The sequence below is a fragment of the Paenarthrobacter sp. 10N417 genome, assembly GCF_056394745.1.
Map to the genome: position 1 here is coordinate 99,615 of NZ_JBFTIL010000021.1, position 16,339 is coordinate 115,953.

17 protein-coding genes are annotated in these 16,339 nt (G+C 62.6%); 11 read left to right on the forward strand and 6 right to left on the reverse strand.

What is annotated here, in order from left to right:
• The 4 genes from AC1DCM_RS21445 to AC1DCM_RS21460 all read left to right on the forward strand — a co-directional run bounded on the left by AC1DCM_RS21445 (nt 1) and on the right by AC1DCM_RS21460 (nt 4,680).
• Entirely contained in the window at nt 1–945 is a 945-nt protein-coding gene (locus AC1DCM_RS21445; RefSeq protein WP_477519642.1) for a carbohydrate ABC transporter permease, read from the forward strand.
• Nucleotides 945–1,856, forward strand: coding sequence for a carbohydrate ABC transporter permease (locus tag AC1DCM_RS21450; RefSeq protein ID WP_477519643.1), 912 nt, complete (start codon nt 945–947; stop codon nt 1,854–1,856). Before AC1DCM_RS21445 ends, AC1DCM_RS21450 begins: the two co-directional genes overlap by 1 nt.
• Nucleotides 1,857–1,932: 76 nt before the next feature.
• Nucleotides 1,933–3,687, forward strand: a complete 1,755-nt coding sequence (locus AC1DCM_RS21455; protein WP_477519644.1) for a glycoside hydrolase family 13 protein — start codon at nt 1,933–1,935, stop codon at nt 3,685–3,687.
• 33 nt (nt 3,688–3,720) lie between these two features.
• The gene (locus AC1DCM_RS21460) at nt 3,721–4,680 is read left to right on the forward strand and encodes an aldo/keto reductase (protein ID WP_477519645.1); all 960 of its coding nucleotides are present in this window, start codon (nt 3,721–3,723) and stop codon (nt 4,678–4,680) included.
• A gap of 93 nt (nt 4,681–4,773) precedes the next feature.
• Here AC1DCM_RS21460 and AC1DCM_RS21465 read toward each other — a convergent pair whose 3' ends face one another.
• The 4 genes from AC1DCM_RS21465 to AC1DCM_RS21480 are packed head-to-tail and all read right to left on the reverse strand — an operon-like array spanning nt 4,774 to nt 8,666.
• Entirely contained in the window at nt 4,774–5,712 is a 939-nt protein-coding gene (locus AC1DCM_RS21465) for a TauD/TfdA dioxygenase family protein (RefSeq protein ID WP_477519646.1), read from the reverse strand.
• A 52-nt stretch (nt 5,713–5,764) separates the two neighbouring features.
• Complete coding sequence (locus tag AC1DCM_RS21470; RefSeq protein ID WP_477519647.1) at nt 5,765–6,739, reverse strand: ABC transporter permease; 975 nt, start codon at nt 6,737–6,739, stop codon at nt 5,765–5,767.
• Entirely contained in the window at nt 6,739–7,635 is an 897-nt protein-coding gene (locus AC1DCM_RS21475; protein WP_477519648.1) for an ABC transporter ATP-binding protein, read from the reverse strand. The genes AC1DCM_RS21470 and AC1DCM_RS21475 overlap by 1 nt, the downstream gene beginning before the upstream one ends.
• 2 nt (nt 7,636–7,637) lie before the next feature.
• A complete protein-coding gene (locus AC1DCM_RS21480; protein WP_477519649.1) occupies nt 7,638–8,666 on the reverse strand; it encodes an ABC transporter substrate-binding protein in 1,029 nt (342 codons plus the stop codon).
• Nucleotides 8,667–9,015: 349 nt separating this feature from the next.
• On the opposite strand from AC1DCM_RS21480, the gene AC1DCM_RS21485 reads away from it, so the two are divergent.
• The 6 genes from AC1DCM_RS21485 (at nt 9,016) to AC1DCM_RS21510 (ending at nt 13,162) form a co-directional block, all read left to right on the forward strand.
• On the forward strand, nt 9,016–9,879 hold the full coding sequence (locus tag AC1DCM_RS21485; protein ID WP_431115995.1) for an HpcH/HpaI aldolase/citrate lyase family protein: 864 nt from the start codon (nt 9,016–9,018) through the stop codon (nt 9,877–9,879).
• Between the two features lie 2 nt (nt 9,880–9,881).
• Complete coding sequence (locus AC1DCM_RS21490) at nt 9,882–10,802, forward strand: DUF2797 domain-containing protein (protein WP_477519650.1); 921 nt, start codon at nt 9,882–9,884, stop codon at nt 10,800–10,802.
• 85 nt (nt 10,803–10,887) lie between these two features.
• Nucleotides 10,888–11,112, forward strand: a complete 225-nt coding sequence (locus AC1DCM_RS21495) for a DUF3188 domain-containing protein (RefSeq protein WP_216925047.1) — start codon at nt 10,888–10,890, stop codon at nt 11,110–11,112.
• 43 nt (nt 11,113–11,155) lie between these two features.
• Nucleotides 11,156–11,617 (forward strand): FAS1-like dehydratase domain-containing protein, encoded by a 462-nt coding sequence (locus tag AC1DCM_RS21500; protein ID WP_477519651.1) that lies wholly within the window; start codon nt 11,156–11,158, stop codon nt 11,615–11,617.
• 2 nt (nt 11,618–11,619) lie between these two features.
• Nucleotides 11,620–12,057: a MaoC family dehydratase gene (locus AC1DCM_RS21505; RefSeq protein WP_477519652.1), complete on the forward strand. Its 438-nt coding sequence runs from the start codon at nt 11,620–11,622 to the stop codon at nt 12,055–12,057.
• A 37-nt stretch (nt 12,058–12,094) separates the two neighbouring features.
• Entirely contained in the window at nt 12,095–13,162 is a 1,068-nt protein-coding gene (locus tag AC1DCM_RS21510; RefSeq protein WP_477519653.1) for a UDP-N-acetylmuramate dehydrogenase, read from the forward strand.
• A gap of 24 nt (nt 13,163–13,186) precedes the next feature.
• Here AC1DCM_RS21510 and AC1DCM_RS21515 read toward each other — a convergent pair whose 3' ends face one another.
• Complete coding sequence (locus AC1DCM_RS21515) at nt 13,187–13,666, reverse strand: hypothetical protein (protein ID WP_477519654.1); 480 nt, start codon at nt 13,664–13,666, stop codon at nt 13,187–13,189.
• An 86-nt stretch (nt 13,667–13,752) separates the two neighbouring features.
• On the opposite strand from AC1DCM_RS21515, the gene AC1DCM_RS21520 reads away from it, so the two are divergent.
• Nucleotides 13,753–14,895, forward strand: a complete 1,143-nt coding sequence (locus AC1DCM_RS21520; protein WP_477519655.1) for a winged helix DNA-binding domain-containing protein — start codon at nt 13,753–13,755, stop codon at nt 14,893–14,895.
• A 240-nt stretch (nt 14,896–15,135) separates the two neighbouring features.
• On the opposite strand, the gene asd is transcribed toward AC1DCM_RS21520, so the two are convergent.
• A complete protein-coding gene (gene asd, locus AC1DCM_RS21525; RefSeq protein WP_224165018.1) occupies nt 15,136–16,278 on the reverse strand; it encodes an aspartate-semialdehyde dehydrogenase in 1,143 nt (380 codons plus the stop codon).
• Nucleotides 16,279–16,339: the final 61 nt, after the last annotated feature.

Here is a 16,339-nt window from a genome sequence, read left to right on the forward strand (position 1 = left end):
ATGTCCAGCATCAGCACCTCAACCACATCCAGGCAGAGCCTGCAAAAGCAGGGGCGCCAAAAGCAGCGTCCCCAAACCCAGCGCAGCAGGCGGCGTGTGGAACCGATCTTCTACTTTTTCCTCGTGCCCAGCCTCATCCTGTTCACACTCGCCATCACGATTCCGGGCATCATCGGTATCTTCTTCAGCTTCACGAACTCCATCGGAATAGGTGATTGGGAGTTCATCGGCCTGACAAACTACATCGCGATCTTCAGTGACCCCGCTATCCTGCAGAGTTACCTGTTCACCTTCGGGTTCTCCATCGTCACCGTGATCGCCGTCAACGTGATCGCCTTCCTGCTTGCAGTCGGGCTTACCTCGCGCATCCGGATGAAGTCGGCACTGCGAACCATCTTCGTTATCCCCATGGTGGTTTCCGGCATCATCATCGCCTACGTGTTCAACTTCCTGTTTTCGAACTCCCTGCCTGCCGCGGGTGCTGCAGCAGGCATCCCTTGGCTGGAGAGCAGCCTGCTCGCCAACCCCGACCTCGCGTGGATTGCGATTGTCCTTGTCACAGCCTGGCAGGCAGTACCCGGGGCGCTGCTCATCTACATTGCGGGCCTTGTTGCTGTGCCCGGGGACGTTTATGAGGCCGCAGAAATCGACGGGGCGAGCAAATTCCAACAGCTGCTGAAGATCACCCTTCCGTTGGTGGCCGGTTACGTGGTCATCAACATCATTCTTGGGTTCAAGGGCTTCCTCAATGCCTACGACATCATCGTCGGGCTGACGAACGGCGGCCCGGGGACCTCCACCCGAAGCATCGCGATGACTGTCATCGCCGGCTTCAATGGCGGCGACTACGCCTACCAGATGGCCAATGCAACCATCTTCTTCGTGGTCGCCATCCTTATCTCACTCCTGCAGCTCTCGCTGACTCGCGGACGGAATGCACTCTGATGACCACAGAAACCACCCTCGCAATCGGGGAGTCCTCCCACGTTGAACCCGGCACCGCTCCAAGCAGCCGACGGCGGTCGGCTGCGGCCCTCGAGCGGGTCAATTGGCCGGCAACCACGGTCCTCGTCCTGTGCGCGGTAACCGTGCTGCTTCCCCTCTATGTCACGGTGTCCATGGCCTTCAAGACCCAGGGGCAGGCAGTGGACGGCAATGCCTTCTCATTTCCCGCACCCTTCAGCCTCGACGGTTTCATCCAGGCCTGGACCCTGACGAACTTTCCCGTGGGTGCCGCGATGTCATTGCTGGTGACCGCAGGGACTGTCCTTGCCACCATCGTCCTTTCTGCGTTCGCCTCCTACGCGATTGTGCGCAATTGGGAACGCCGGTTGTTCAGGTACTCGTTCTTCTACCTTCTTGGGGCGATGTTCATTCCGTTCCCGGTGGTTGCACTGCCGCAGATCCAGCTCACCGGTCGTCTTGGGCTGGACAACCCGCTCGGCGTCATCCTCTTGGCCACCATGTTCCAACTGAGCTTCAGCGTGCTGCTCTTCACTGCATTCCTGCGTTCCATCCCCATGGAACTGGAAGAGAGTGCTCGGATCGATGGCGCTACAACATGGCAGACATTCTGGAAGCTGATTTTCCCGCTGTTGGCGCCGATGAGCGCAACCGTGGGGATCTTCGCCTTCCTTTATGCGTGGAATGACTTCATGATGCCGTCGCTGATCATTTCCGATCCTGCATTGCAGACCCTGCCTGTGCGGCAAAACCTGTTCCAGACGCAGTTCAGCAACAACTACCACGTGTCTTTCGCCTCCTACCTGATGGCGATGGCACCCGCGATCGTCGCGTACCTCTTCACGCAGAGGTGGGTCATGGCGGGCGTGACACAAGGTGCCGTTAAGGGCTAGTGGATGTTGACCTTCCGTGCCCAGCGTTTCATACTGGTCCGGGACATAAATTTAGATTCTAAATCAAAGGAGTTTCGTGAGCACTTCCGCCACTCAGGCACACCGTACCGACGAAGAGCGAATGGCTGATCCGAACTGGTGGCGCCAGGCAGCTGTGTACCAGATCTACCCGCGCAGCTTCGCCGACTCCAACGGTGACGGCATCGGTGACCTCAAGGGCATCACTGCCAAGGTTCCGTACCTGAAGGAACTGGGGATCGACGCCGTTTGGCTGAGCCCGTTCTACCCGTCGGCGCTCGCGGACGGTGGCTACGACGTCGACGATTACCGCAACGTGGACCCCAAACTGGGGACGCTTGAAGACTTCGATGAGATGGCAGCGGCACTGCATGCCGCAGGCATCAAGCTGGTGGCCGACATCGTTCCCAACCACTCTTCGGACCGCCACGAGTGGTTCAGGGAGGCGCTGGCATCGCCGAAGGGTTCTGCTGCGCGGGAACGCTACATCTTCCGGGACGGCCGGGGCGAAAATGGCGAGTTGCCGCCGTCGGACTGGGACTCTGTCTTCGGTGGACCCATCTGGGAGCGCATCACTGAACCTGACGGCACTCCCGGCCAGTGGTACATGCACATCTTCGCCAAGGAGCAGCCGGACTTCAATTGGGACAACCCTGAGGTGCGCGAGGACTTCCTGAAGACCCTGCGCTTCTGGTCCGACCGCGGCGTGGACGGCTTCCGCATCGACGTCGCCCACGGCATGGCCAAGGATCTCTCCGAGCCGCTGCCGATGAAGGCAGACCTCGAGGCCCGGGCTCATGGCACCGATGGTTTCGTGGACGGATCGCACCCGTTCTGGGACCGCGACGAAGTCCACGAGGTCTACGCGGAGTGGCGCAAGCTTTTCAACGAGTACAACCCGCCGCGCACCGCCGTCGCCGAGGCCTGGGTCCACGAATCCCGCCGCGCCCGCTATGCCAGCCCCGAGGGACTGGGCCAGGCCTTCAACTTCGACCTCCTGCAGGCCGACTTCGAGGCGCCTTCCTTCCGGAAGATCATCACCGAAAACCTGATCGCGGCCAAGGAAACCGGGGCGTCCTCCACCTGGGTGTTCTCCAACCACGACGTCGTTCGGCACGCCACCCGTTACGGACTGCCCAAGGGTGGTTCAGTTGCGCAGGGAACCAACGCCGCCCAGGATGTCTCGGCCAGCAAGCCAAAGGGCCAGGACGGCAAGGGCTGGCTGTTGGCCGGCGCACCGGCGGAAGAGCTCGACGTCGAACTCGGCTTGCGTCGTGCCCGTGCAGCCACGCTGCTCCTGCTCGCACTTCCGGGTTCCGCGTACCTTTACCAGGGCGAAGAGCTTGGCCTGCAGGAAGTAGCTGAGATCCCGGACTCCGAGCGCCAGGACCCGTCCTTCTACCGCAATCCAGGGGTGGAGATCGGCCGCGATGGCTGCCGCGTCCCGCTGCCGTGGACCCCGGAAGGACCCTCCTATGGCTTCGGAGAAGGCAAGGCACACCTGCCGCAGCCGGAATGGTTCGCAAACTACGCGGTGTCTGAGCAGGAAGGGCGTGAAGGCTCAACGCTGGAGCTTTACCGCAAAGCGCTGCGCTTGCGCCGGGAACTGCAGACCGACGAGGAACTCGAATGGGTTGAGACCGGAAACCAGGACGTCCTGCACTTCAGCCGTCCGGGTGGTTGGGAAACGGTAACCAACTTCGGAAGTGAGCCCTTCGCACTTCCGGCGGGCACCGTCGTCGTGAGCAGCGGACCGCTGGAAGGCGGCCTGCTCCCGGCCGACACCACGGCGTGGGTGGTTCGCGACGCGTAAGCGCGGCTGCGAATCGACTGGTTGAATACTGGAATGAATAATGCGAACGGGCGGGGACGCCTCATCTACGGCTGCATGGGCCTTGGCGGTGCCTGGGACGGTACGTCCTATGGCGCGGCGGAGATCGAACAGGCTGCCGCAGTCATCGAGGCAGCACAAGGTATCGGCATTGAACTGTTCGATCATGCTGACATCTATCGCAGCGGCAAGTCCGAAGCCGTCTTTGGGGAAGTCCTCGCCCGTTCGCAGGGCCTGCGCGAGAAGATCCTGCTGCAAAGCAAATGCGGGATCAGGCTGGGGGAGCGCGGGCTGGATACGCACTACGACCTCAGCCGGGAAGCCATCCTTGAACGGGTCAATGAAAGCCTGAAGCGGCTTCAAACAGATTACATAGACGTCCTTCTCCTGCACCGCCCGGATCCTTTGATGGATCCGCGCGAGGTGGCGGACGCCGTCGGGCAGCTTGTTGCGGAAGGCAAGGTGCGGCAGCTGGGTGTGTCCAACATGTCCGGCGTGCAGATCGAGTTCCTGCAGGACTGCCTGGAGATGCCGATCATTGCCAACCAACTGGAGATGAGCCTGCTGCGGCGGGACTGGCTGGAAAGCACCGTGCTGGTCAACCATGCGGACGGGCTGGGCTTCACCTTTCCGCATGGGACGGTGGAGCTATGCATGGCCAAGGGGATTGAGCTCCAGGCCTACGGCTCCATGGCTCAAGGGCGCTACACCGGCGCTCCGACCGAGGAATTGTCGCCGGCCGAGTCGGCTACCGCTGAAATGCTTCAGCAACTCGCCGGGGAGAAAGGCACTACCCCTGAATCGGTACTGCTGGGGTGGCTGATGCGGCATCCGGCGCGGATCTCTCCCGTGCTGGGAACCACCAACCCCGGTCGAATCGCTGCCTGCGCTGATGCCGCCTCCGTGGCTGCGGCCATGACCAGGGCCGAGTGGTATGGCCTGTGGGTGGCAGCGCGGGGAAGCAACATCCCCTAAGGCGCGTTAAACCCAACTGAGTCGCAGTTCAGCGAGCTGAAAACGTGCTTAACTGCGACTCAGACGGGTTACAACAGCAACACATATGCGCCCCTACGAAACGGTGGCGACGGTCACCGGGGCCACCACCGAGTAGGTGCTGGAATCACCCTGGATGGCCTGGCTTGCCTTGCCGTCGATGCTTACAGGAATGTCGCCGGCAATGGTGACGCGATTGAGCTTGCGCGGCTGCCCGTCGTAGTTGTCCGGGGCGTAGTGCTGGGTGATCCGGTTATCGAACAAGACAACCTGGTTGGGCTCCCAATTCACGCGGACCACGTTCTCCGGGCGCGTCACATAAGCCTGCAGCAGCCGGATGATGTCCCGGGATTCAGTGTTGGACAAGCCCACGATCCGAAGCCGCTGCGCGAAGCCCCCAATGAACAATCCGCGCTCGCCGGTCAACGGGTGGACCCGCACCACGGGGTGGGCGGTTTCGAACTTCAGGCGGGTGAATTCCTTGCGTCGCTCTTCCGCGTTGGAATGCTCAAGGTTCTTGGGCACCGAGTAGTCGTAATCGTTGGTGTGAATGGCCCACAGGGTATCCGCGAAGTTGCGCAGTTCCTCCGGCAGGTCCTGGTAGGCGCCAGCGGAGGAAGCGATGAGCGTCTCCCCGCCGTAGGCAGGCAGGTCGATGCTCCGCAACGTGGAGGCCTGCGGCGGATTGACCACGAACGTCACGTCCGTGTGCCAGTTGTTGGCGGAGCCGTTCTCGCTGTCCACGGGCAAGACGTTTTCTTCGCCTTCCACGGATGCAACCGTGGGATGTGCCTTGGTGAGCGGGCCGAAATGGCTGGCGAACTTCACCTGGGCTTCGTCGGTGAGGATGTTGGCTTCCCGGAATACCAGGGCCTTGTGCTCGTTGAGTGCACCCCGGATCTGAGCGATCGTGTCCTCGCCGAGGTCTCCACTGATATCGAATCCGCGGATTTCCGCGCCGATGCGGGAGCCTAGCTTGGCGAATTCAAGCTTGGTTTCGGTAATGACGGTCATTATTCTTTCCTTACTTTGTGATGGGTTGTGGCAGGTGCCACGGGAGTGGTTTTCAGGGTGCGTCCGCCCCCACGGCGGTTCGCCAGCGGGAGAAGTGGCGTTCCAGGGCGACCAGCAGGAAGTTCACGCCAAGGCCCAGCAGTGAGACCGTGAGGATGCCCGCGTACATGTCAGGGATCAGGAAGCTGCTCTGCGCGTTCACGATCAAGTAACCAAGGCCGGCCTTGGCGCCGACCATTTCGGCGGCGATCAGCACCAGGATGGACGCGGTGCCGGCCATCCGGATACCGGTAAAGATCGTTGGTACGGCCGACGGCAGGATGACCTTCTGGAAGAGCTGGAAACTGTTCAGTCCCAGCGAGCGCGCGGCCCGAATGAGCAGCGGATCCACGGTTTTCACGCCCGCAATCGTGTTGAGCAGCACCGGGAAGAAGGCCGCGTAAGCCACAATGCTCATCTTGGATTCCTCGCCGATGCCCAGCAGCAGCGTGAACACGGGCAGCAGGGCCAGCGCGGCCGTGTTGCGGAAGAGCTCCAGCAAGGGGTTGAGGACTGCGTTGAGCCGTCCGTACCAGGCGATCAAGAGTCCCAGCAACACCCCTGCAACGAGCGCCGCGCCGAAACCGGTTACTGACCTGGTGAGGCTGGCCGCGATGTGGCCCTGGATGGTGCCGGCTTCAAAGAGCTTGCCCCATGCCAGCAGCACGTCGTGCAACGGTGGCAGGAATACCCTGGTGGACGGGCTGGCCAGATAGGTCGGACCGAGTTCCCACAGTGCCAGGAAGGCTAGGATGCCTGCGGACTTCCACACGCCTGAACCGGCTACGGCCGTAACCCTGCGCACGGTGGTGAGGACCGGCGTCGAACCTTGCACCTTAGCGTCCTGCGCGGTGGTTTCCTGGGCAGTGGTGTCCTGCCCGGGTGCGGCAGCAGTACCGGAAGGCCCGACGGCGTCACCCGGCTCGGTCGTGATGCTTGCCTTGCGCGCTGCCGCCGCGGTTTCTGTCTGCGTCAGTGTGGTTGTCATCAGGCCGCAGTCCTTTCATTGGTGACGGTTGCGGTTGACGGTTCATCGGGTGCGCTGCCGTCCGGGAGGATCTTCCGGTGCCCGGCGTCCTGCGCGCGGCGGACCTCATCGTGCAGGAGAGTCCATACCTCGTGCCGGTGCCCGACGAAGGCCGGGTGGGAGCGGATGTCGTCCTCGCCGTCGCGATCGGGGATGTTGATGTCCACAATTTCCTTCAGCCGGCCGGGACGGGCGCTCAGTACTGCCACGCGCTCGCCGAGGTAAACGGCCTCGTCAATGCCGTGCGTGATGAACACGATGGTCTTGCCGGTGGCCTTCCAGATGCGCAGCAGTTCGTCCTGCAACTGCTCGCGGGTTTGGGCGTCCAATGCCGCGAAAGGCTCGTCCATCAGCAGGACGTCGGGCTCGTAAGCCAGGCTGCGGGCAATGGCAACACGTTGCTTCATGCCGCCGGAGAGCTCGTGCGGATACCGGTCCTCAAACCCGGCCAGCCCGACCAATGCCAGATACTCTTTGGCTTTCGCTGCCCGTTCCCGACGGTTCAATTTTCTGCCGTCCGGGCCTGCTCCTTCCAGACCGATGGACACGTTGGCCGAAGCTGTCCGCCAGGGGAACAGCGCGTACTGCTGGAACACGACGGCGCGGTCCTTGCCGGGACCCGTCACCGGCTTGCCGTCAACGAGCACCTCCCCGGACGTGGGCGTCGAGAGACCCGCGAGCAGGTCCAACAGCGTGGTCTTGCCGGAGCCGCTTGGGCCTACCAAGGTGAGGAATTCGCCGTCGCGCACGTCCAGGCTCAGCGAATCGATGGCCGTGAGCGTCGTGGCAGCAGTGGACTTCGTAGCCCGGACCGTGAATTGCTTGGTCACATTGCGGAGGCTGATTTTGGCAGTCATGGCTATCCCTTCTTGGCGCCAGCGAGATCGTTGAATTCGTTGGTGTAGTACTTGGACGGCGTGAGCTTGTCCTTCACGATTCCGGCCGAGTTCAGCCACGCCTCCCAGCGGGTGAAGTCCTCGTCCTTGATGACACCGCTGTCCGGAACGCCAGGGCTCTTCCAGAACTTCAGGTTGGCTGTGCTCTCATTGCGTCCGCGGTTTTCGATGATCTTGGTGAAGCGGGCAATGACTTCTTCGCGTGGTGTTTCTGCTGCCCATTTGATGGCTTTGGCAACGCCGGTGGTGAAGGTGCGCGTCGTGTTCGGGTTCTTTTCGATGAAGTCGTTCCGGAGCACGATCTGGCCGCCTGCAAAGTTGCCGAACAACTGCACATCACTGAACAGCGAACGCAGTCCGCCAGCCTCAATGGCCCTGTCCTGGAGCACTCCGCCAAGCGTGCCGGCGTCCACCTGGCCGCGGCGGATGGCTTCCTCGGTATCGTTCGGAGCCAACGGGACGAGCTGGACCTGCTTGATCTCGTCCTGGCTGAGGCCGTTCTGCGTCAGGTACGTATTGATGACCGCTTCGTGGTGTGCGCCCAAGGTGTTGACCGCGATCTTCTTGCCGATCAGGTCGCGGGGTTCCTTGATGGAGCTGTCCGCCTTCACGTAGTAGCCGTTGAAAGTCTTCTGGTCCGAGCCGTAGTAGTTGACCACGGCCTTCACGGGGGCGCCCGCTTCGATCAGCTTCACCACCGCTCCGGAGAATGCGCCGCCGAAGTCGGTCTGGTTGGTTGCCGCGGACTGGATGTCCTGGGGCCCGCTGGTGGTGTTGCCCACCCAGTTCAGCTTCAGGTCGCCCAGATAGCCGAGGTCTGCAGCAAGCTCGGGGAAGGTCACATTGTTGGCCGAGCCTTGGTAGCGGAGTTCCTTGACCTCATTGCCGGGTTGGTTGGCTTGTCCGGCTTCGGCTGCACCGCCGCAGCCGGACACCGTCAGCGCTAGTACGACGGCGGCCGCGACGCTCAGCAGGGGCAGGTGCAGTTTCATGGGAGCTACTTTCGAGTGAGTGTGGTTCGGTTGGGGGAGCCGTTCGTTCACCGGCTTGGGAACGATGTAAACCCATCTGCACCGCCGGTGGAAAGCTCTGCGGTCATCGTGGGAAACTCCCGGAAATGCTGTGAAACAGCGGGCAACGGGGCGCAACGCGAAGCCATGAAATGCAACCGACGGACACAAAGTCGCAGCATTGAGCCGCATGAAGAAGCGAATGGCGCATGCCGCCGTCGGACGGTCATACTGGGCGCGGGCACAGTCATAAGGGCTTTAGTTCGTATTGATCCTCACAACCGGGCGGATTTCTTCGCCCTGCGGGCCGCTTGCCGGATACGGTAGATACATGACGTCTAGCATCGCCGCCGAATCCATTCGGCCTACCCGCAATATTCCCGCCGATATCGCCCGCTCCTGGCTCCTTGTGAACGCCATGAAGACGGAACTTTTTGACGAATCCGCGGGCTCACGGGCAGACGCCATCATCCTTGACATCGAAGACGCCGTTGACCCCTCCCAAAAGGACGCGGCCCGCGAGAATGTCGTGAACTGGCTGAGGTCCGGCGGCCAGGCCTGGGTTCGCATCAATGACGCCACCAGTCCCTTCTGGGCCGATGACCTCGCCGGCCTTCGCGGCACCCCGGGTCTGCTCGGCGTGATGCTCGCCAAGACCGAGTCCGCGGACCAGGTCACGGAGTCCTACCACCGCATGGACGGCAAGACTCCCGTGATTGCACTGGTTGAGTCGGCCCTTGGCATCGAGGAAGCCAACCACATTGCCAAGGCCCAGGGTGCGTTCCGCCTGGCCTTCGGTTCCGGCGATTTCCGCCGCGACACCGGCATGGCCGCTACCCCCGAGGCCATGGCGTACCCGCGTGCCAAGCTCGTCGTTGCCAGCCGCGTGGGCAACCTGCCGGGCCCCATCGATGGCCCGACGGTCGGCACCAACCACCCCATCCTTCGAGAGCAGACCGGTATCACCGTGACCATGGGCATGACTGGCAAACTGTGCCTGGCCATCGACCAGACCACGGTTATCAACGAGGTCATCAGCCCCACCCCATCGGACGTTGCCTGGGCAACCGACTTCATGAGCGACTTCGAAGCCAATGGTCGGGTTATCCGCGATGGCTCCGACCTTCCGCGTCTTGGCCGTGCTGAGAAGATCATGAAGCTCGCAGTTGCCTTCGGGGTTCAGCCCTCCCTGTAGCCATGCTGGTCCACGGCATAGCTTGGGACTCTTCGTCACCGGCTTTGAGGTTGTTGCGGCCGGACGGGGAGTTCACTGACGTTGTGTTGGCCCCGGGTTCAACCCTGGGCCTGCGCGTCATGCCCGGCGTGTGGTGCCTTGGCCATACCAAGGTCCACGGGCCGGGCAACCGCACCCATGTTCCTTGTCGCAGCGGTTCGCCGGCCGAGCGTGGGAAGCAATGCGGGGCCTGCTTTGCCCGGGACGATTCCCGGCTCATGCATGACTTCCATCGAGGCGGCTCTGTACCCACCGGCCTCCGCGCTTACCTGATGCAGCCACACTGGCTGTACGTTGCAACGTTTGCCAATGGGGCCACCAAGGTTGGGACTGCCTCGGCACCGCGCAAGTGGAACCGGCTGGCCGAGCAGGGCGCCGTGCACGCATCCTATGTCGCTCTTGCCGAGGACGGTCGGGTGGTTCGAGTGCTCGAGGATCTTGTAACCCGCGAGCTTGGACTCGTCCAGCAGGTCCGTTCCGCTGCCAAGGCGGCGGCGCTCGTTGAGCCGCGTCCCGGCGTCGAGCTTGTTGCCACGAATCGCCGGCATGCCGCACAGGTGCGCAGCTTGCTGGGCGGACTTGCCATGACCGGGTTCGCCCATGTGGAGGAAGAGTGGGAGCGGCCGGCCTTGGCTGACCGGCTCTGCACCGTTCGCGCCGCCGGCTCTTCGCGTCACCCCTACCCGGCAGCGTTCGACGGCGGCGGGCATGGCCTGCGGATCCACTCCCTTTCCGGTGCCATCGCCTTGGCCGGTCTCCCGGACGCCGAGGGCAACGAGGTGGAGGGGAGTTTCGTGGCAGACCTTGGCGCGTTGAAGGGACGAAAGATCGAGTTCGGCCCCCACGTCACGGAAATCCCCGCCCTGCAGGACTCGTTGTTCTAACTCCTTGTGGGACCTGGTTTGCGGGCTATTCCCGGGTTTTTGGGCGCAGAGCGGGCCTCGCAACGGGCACCGGTAGACTTGGACGGTGCTGAACGAATTCTGGGCCACCTCGTCCACCGCCTACAAAACGCTGGTTTTCAGCGCCATGGGGCTCATCGCCGTCGGGCTCATCCTTTCCATTGCCGGGAACACCACCGGCAATCAGGGATTAGCCATTGCCTCCCTGCCCGTGATCGGCGTTGGGCTGCTGCTTCACGTCACAGGCCTCGTAGTCCGCGGCCAGAAGATCCGCAAGAGCTACAAGAAGTAGTCGCAACACCACCGCGGGTCCGCTGGCCCGATAGGGTTGGACCATGAGTATCAATCCGGACCTGCAGGGCCGAAGCTACCCTGCCGCAGAGGTTTACGACGTCGGCCGTGAGAAGATCCGCGAATTTGCGAAGGCCGTGAAGGCCAGCAATCCTGCGCACTTCGATGTTGAGACAGCACGGGCCATGGGGCACAGCGATCTTGTAGCCCCGCCCACGTTTGCCATCGTTGTTGCCCAGCGCGCCGACGCCCAGCTTGTGGAGGACCCTGAGTCCGGCATCGACTTCTCCCGCGTGGTCCACGCGGACCAGCGCTTTACCCATCACCGCGCCATTGTGGCCGGGGACCGTCTCGTGGCTGAACTGCATGTTGACGGAGTACGGGCCATGGGCGGCGGTGCCATGATCACAACGCGCTCGGAGATTTTCGCCCTCGACGGCAACGATGACCGTGAAAAAGTAGCCACCACCACCTCGTCCATCCTGGTCCGCGGAGAGGGACAGTAACCATGAGCCCGAAATTCGAAGAACTGACAGTCGGCCAGGAAATCGGCACCCGCAGCATCGAGGTCACTCGCCAGGACCTGGTCAGGTACGCAGGCGCTTCGGGGGACTTCAACCCCATCCACTGGAACGAAGCTTTTGCGACCTCTGTTGAGCTGCCCGGCGTGATTGCCCACGGTATGTTCACCATGGGTTCGGCAGTGCAGCTTGTGAGCGACTGGGCAGGGGACCCCGCCGCCGTCGTTGATTACCAGACGCGCTTCACCAAGCCCGTCCTGGTGGCTGACACCACCGGAACGGACGAGGCCGGTGCCGTTATCGATGTCACCGGTGTAGTGGGAGCGCTCGACGCCGAGGCCGGCACCGTGCGCATCGACCTGACCGTTGTGGCAGCCGGGCAGAAGGTCCTCATGAAGTCCCAAGCAGTCGTCAAGGTCTCTTGAACCAAGTGAGCACTTCAATCCCCGTTAGGCTTGATGGGTGACCCAGACACTGCTTTCCCACCTGACCACGGCTGCCGTCGGCGGCCCCGCAGGAAACTATGAAGAGGCCCGCACCGAGGCTGAAATCATCGACGCCGTGCGGTCCGCTGACGCTGCGGGGGAGAAACTCCTCATCATTGGTGGCGGTTCCAACCTCCTGATCTCGGACGAGGGCTACCCCGGCACCGTCCTGAAGATTGCGTCCGAGGGCTTCACTGTGGACTCGGAAGACAGTTGCGGCGGCGTGTCCGTGGTGGTTCAGGCCGGCCATAATTGGGATGCACTGGTGGAGCACTCGGTCCTGCATGCTTGGTCCGGCCTTGAGGCTCTGTCCGGCATCCCGGGGGCCACAGGTGCCACGCCAGTGCAGAACGTGGGCGCGTACGGTGCGGACGTCTCGCAAACCATTGCCGCCGTGCGGACCTGGGACCGGAAACGCAATGCAGTTCAGACGTTCACCAACTCAGAGCTCAAGTTTGGTTACCGGGATTCCATCCTGAAGCAGACCACGGTGGAAGGTTCTCCGCGCTACGTGGTGCTGACTGTTGAGTTCCAATTGCCGCTGGGTCGAATGAGCGCCCCCATCAGGTACGGTGAGCTCGCCCGCGTGCTGGGCGTGGAGGCGGGCAAACGTGCCTACTCCAACGATGTCCGCCGGGAAGTCCTCCGGCTCCGGGCGTCCAAAGGCATGGTCCTTGACGCCGCAGACCGCGACACTTACTCCACGGGCTCGTTCTTCACCAACCCGATCATTCCGGCTGAACGTGCCGCAGCCTTGCCGGAGAACGCGCCGAAGTACCCGGCTGGCGAGGACGGATTGGTAAAGCTTTCGGCTGCCTGGCTCATCGATCACGCGGGATTCGGTAAGGGATTCGGGCTCGATGAAACCAGCGTTTCCGGTGGCAGGGCATCCTTGTCCACCAAGCACACCTTGGCCATCACCAACCGTGGCTCGGCCTCGGCGTCGGATATGGTGGCTATCGCGCGCGAGGTCCGTGCCGGCGTCGTGAATCGCTTCGGCATTGAGCTGCACCCCGAACCGTTGCTGATTGGCGTTTCCCTTTAGCGCCGCTTAGCGTGTCCTGGCGGGCTAGCGTGTGCCTCGTGCCGCGATAGGCAGGATTTTGTTGAGCAGCAGGAAGGTCAGCCCGCAACTCACCGATCCCAGCAAGAAGATCTGGCTGAAGGCGATGCTTTGGGGTGAAGGGCCGCTCGGCATGAAGAGTCCTGCCATAGCGAAGCCCACCAGTCCCAGGAGCATCACGATGGCAGCCAGCAGGAAGCTGCGTACTTGTGCTGCGGCCGCAGGGTAGAACCAGGGTTCCGGGGCGTCGTCCCCGGGATCGGCCACAGGTTGGATGGCGGCTGCGGTACCGATGAGCAGGGCGGCAGTGGCAGTCGCCACCAGTCCCGCCATCTGGATGACTTGCATGGCAGGCGTGAGGCTGACTCCAGTACCAACGGCCACAACGAGTCCCGTTCCAAGCCCGACGACGGTGCAACACCAGCCGGCCGCAGCCAACCATCGGCTGAGCGGCCGCACAAGCGGAGCAAGATCACCAAAGAGCATGAACCCATCCTAGGAAACTGTGCTGGAAGGCTGCTGGGAGGTGTTGCAAGGTTCCCTGTTACGCCGGGGCGCTTTTAGGATGGAGCATGCCTGCACCAGATACGCGTTTAACCGCTGTCACTCCACGAGTCATGGGCCGACTGCGGTTCGCCAGCCAAGGACTCCTCAATGGTGGTTTTGCCGCGGTGCCGGAAGCGGTCCGGTGGATGACAGCCATGCAGGCGCAGGACCTCGGATCCGCGTTATGGGCAGTGGGGCAGCGAGTTCCGGGATCTGCCGCTTCAGACGTCCGGGCAGCCCTGGACGCCGGAACCATCGTCCGATCATGGCCAATGCGGGGAACACTGCACCTGCTGGCACCAGAGGACCTCCGCTGGATCCTCCGAATCACCAGTCCACGACTCATGAACCTGGTGGCAGGGCGGCATCGGGAGCTTGGGATCACCGCCGATGACATCAGCCATTCCCGGGATATCGCACTCAAGACACTGGAGTCCCTCAAGACGGCCGACGGCGGACGTGGCGCCACGCGCGAGCAGCTCTTCGAAGCCTTCGAGGAAGCAGGCCAGATCACCAAAGCCCAGCGCGGCATCCATTTGCTTGGGAGTCTGTGCCAGCGTGCGTGGCTCGTGCAGGGACCCATGGCAGGTTCACGCGGCAAGGTGGGCGTCCAACAGTTGTTTGTGCCGTTCGACGACTGGATCACTGACTCCAGGGACCTTGATCGCGAGGAAGGCATTGCGGAGCTCCTCCTCCGCTACTTCCGGAGCCACGGACCTGCCACGGTGAAGGACTTTGCCTGGTGGAGCCAAGTGCCGCTCACGGAAGCACGCAAGGCCCTCGCCTCGGTTCAGGACCGGTTGGTGGAGCTGCCGTTCGGCGGTAGCACCTTTTGGCTTTCGCCTGAAACAGCAGCACTGCTCGACGACGGCGTCCCCGGCTCGCGGGCGTTGCTGGCTCTTCCTGGCTTCGATGAGTTCCTGCTCGGTTACCAGGACCGGAGCCTCGTCCTCGCGCCCGAGCATGCTGAATTGGTGGTGCCGGGCAAGAACGGAGTGTTCAAACGAATCATCGTGGCCGGGGGAGAAGTGGTGGGCACGTGGGCCAGGACCGGCAACGGCAAGGCTATCAGTGTGGTTCCTGAGCCCTTCGAAGGCGAACTGGGCCCGGCCGCGGAACGTTCGTTCCAAGCGCAGGGGCGGGCTTACCTGAAGTTCATGGAGGGCTGAGGCCCGGCCTTGTCCCAGCCCGCTCGCGAACTTGGTGGCCACGATGGGTCCCATGCAACTGCGAAAACTCGATGCCCTGATCACTGCACACTGGCCGGAAACCCCGCGGCCTCGACTCCAGAACTTGTTGCCGGCGGCCTTGGCAACCGCGTCCTCACGGGTAGAACGTAGAAAACCCGCTGTTCCGTTGCTGGGCAGCAGCGGAACAGCGGGTTGACGACGTAGAAGCGCGGAAAGGGCCTAGAGCTTGCCCGTGACGATGTTCAGCATGCGGCGCAGGGGCTCGGCTGCACCCCAAAGGAGCTGGTCGCCAACGGTGAAGGCGCTGATGTACTCCGGGCCCATTTCGAGCTTGCGGATACGGCCAACGGGAATGTCCAGGGTGCCGGAGGCAGCCACAGGAGTCAGGTCTGCCATGGAGGCTTCCTTGGTGTTCGGAACAACCTTGGCCCACTCGTTGTCCTTGGCCAGGAGGTTTTCGATCTCCGTGACGGACAGGTCTTCGCGCAGCTTGAGCGTGAGGGCCTGGGAGTGGGAGCGCATGGCGCCGATGCGGATGCACAGGCCGTCCATGGCGATGTGGTCCTTGCCCGCGGTACCCTTGCCCGTTCCGAGGATCTTGTTGGTCTCCACTCCTGCCTTCCACTCTTCCTTGGACTGGCCGTTGCCGAGGTCGGCATCGATCCAAGGAATCAGTGAACCGGCCAGCGGAACGCCAAACTGGGTAGCGTCAACGCCGGTGCGCTGAGCGGCGAGGACCTTGTGGTCGATCTCCAGGATGGCTGAGGCCGGATCCTGCAGTTCGCTGCTTACCTCGTTGTTGAGGGTTCCGAACTGGTTCAGGAGCTCGCGCATGTGGCGGGCGCCGCCACCGGAGGCAGCCTGGTACGTCATGGACGTACCCCATTCCACYAGGTTGTTCTTGAACAGCCCGCCGAGGCCCATGAGCATGCAGGAAACCGTACAGTTGCCGCCGATGTAGTCCTTCACGCCGCCGGACAGGCCAGCATCGATGACGTCGCGGTTGATGGGGTCCAGCACGATGATCGAGTCATCATTCATGCGCAGGGTGGAGGCAGCATCGATCCAGAGGCCATCCCAGCCGCGGCTACGGAGTTCGCCGTGAACCTGCTTGGTGTAGTCGCCACCTTGGGCGGTAACAATAATCGGCAGCTTGGCAAGCGTCTCAATATCGAACGCGTCCTCGAGCTTGCCAGCCCCGTCAGCAAAGGAAGGGGCGGCACCTCCTGCGTTCGAGGTGGAGAAAAATACCGGGTTGATGTTGGCGAAGTCGTTCTCGTCCTGCATACGTTGCATCAGGACGGAGCCGACCATGCCACGCCAACCGACCAGTCCAACGGACGGATTAGCTGCTGTAGTCATTTACCCAGTCTAAACTTTCGCAGCAAAGTGCCGCTGTTGGTTACGTCACGCACGCAATGCA

Bases quoted from the DNA above. Each gene is read 5' to 3' on its own strand.
- AC1DCM_RS21445 (WP_477519642.1), top strand. From the start codon at position 1: ATGTCCAGCATCAGCACCTCAACCACATCCAGGCAGAGCCTGCAAAAG.
- AC1DCM_RS21450 (WP_477519643.1), top strand. From the start codon at position 945: ATGACCACAGAAACCACCCTCGCAATCGGGGAGTCCTCCCACGTTGAA.
- AC1DCM_RS21460 (WP_477519645.1), top strand. From the start codon at position 3,721: ATGAATAATGCGAACGGGCGGGGACGCCTCATCTACGGCTGCATGGGC.
- AC1DCM_RS21465 (WP_477519646.1), bottom strand. From the start codon at position 5,712: ATGACCGTCATTACCGAAACCAAGCTTGAATTCGCCAAGCTAGGCTCC.
- AC1DCM_RS21470 (WP_477519647.1), bottom strand. From the start codon at position 6,739: ATGACAACCACACTGACGCAGACAGAAACCGCGGCGGCAGCGCGCAAG.
- AC1DCM_RS21475 (WP_477519648.1), bottom strand. From the start codon at position 7,635: ATGACTGCCAAAATCAGCCTCCGCAATGTGACCAAGCAATTCACGGTC.
- AC1DCM_RS21480 (WP_477519649.1), bottom strand. From the start codon at position 8,666: ATGAAACTGCACCTGCCCCTGCTGAGCGTCGCGGCCGCCGTCGTACTA.
- AC1DCM_RS21485 (WP_431115995.1), top strand. From the start codon at position 9,016: ATGACGTCTAGCATCGCCGCCGAATCCATTCGGCCTACCCGCAATATT.
- AC1DCM_RS21490 (WP_477519650.1), top strand. From the start codon at position 9,882: ATGCTGGTCCACGGCATAGCTTGGGACTCTTCGTCACCGGCTTTGAGG.
- AC1DCM_RS21500 (WP_477519651.1), top strand. From the start codon at position 11,156: ATGAGTATCAATCCGGACCTGCAGGGCCGAAGCTACCCTGCCGCAGAG.
- AC1DCM_RS21505 (WP_477519652.1), top strand. From the start codon at position 11,620: ATGAGCCCGAAATTCGAAGAACTGACAGTCGGCCAGGAAATCGGCACC.
- AC1DCM_RS21515 (WP_477519654.1), bottom strand. From the start codon at position 13,666: ATGCTCTTTGGTGATCTTGCTCCGCTTGTGCGGCCGCTCAGCCGATGG.
- AC1DCM_RS21520 (WP_477519655.1), top strand. From the start codon at position 13,753: ATGCCTGCACCAGATACGCGTTTAACCGCTGTCACTCCACGAGTCATG.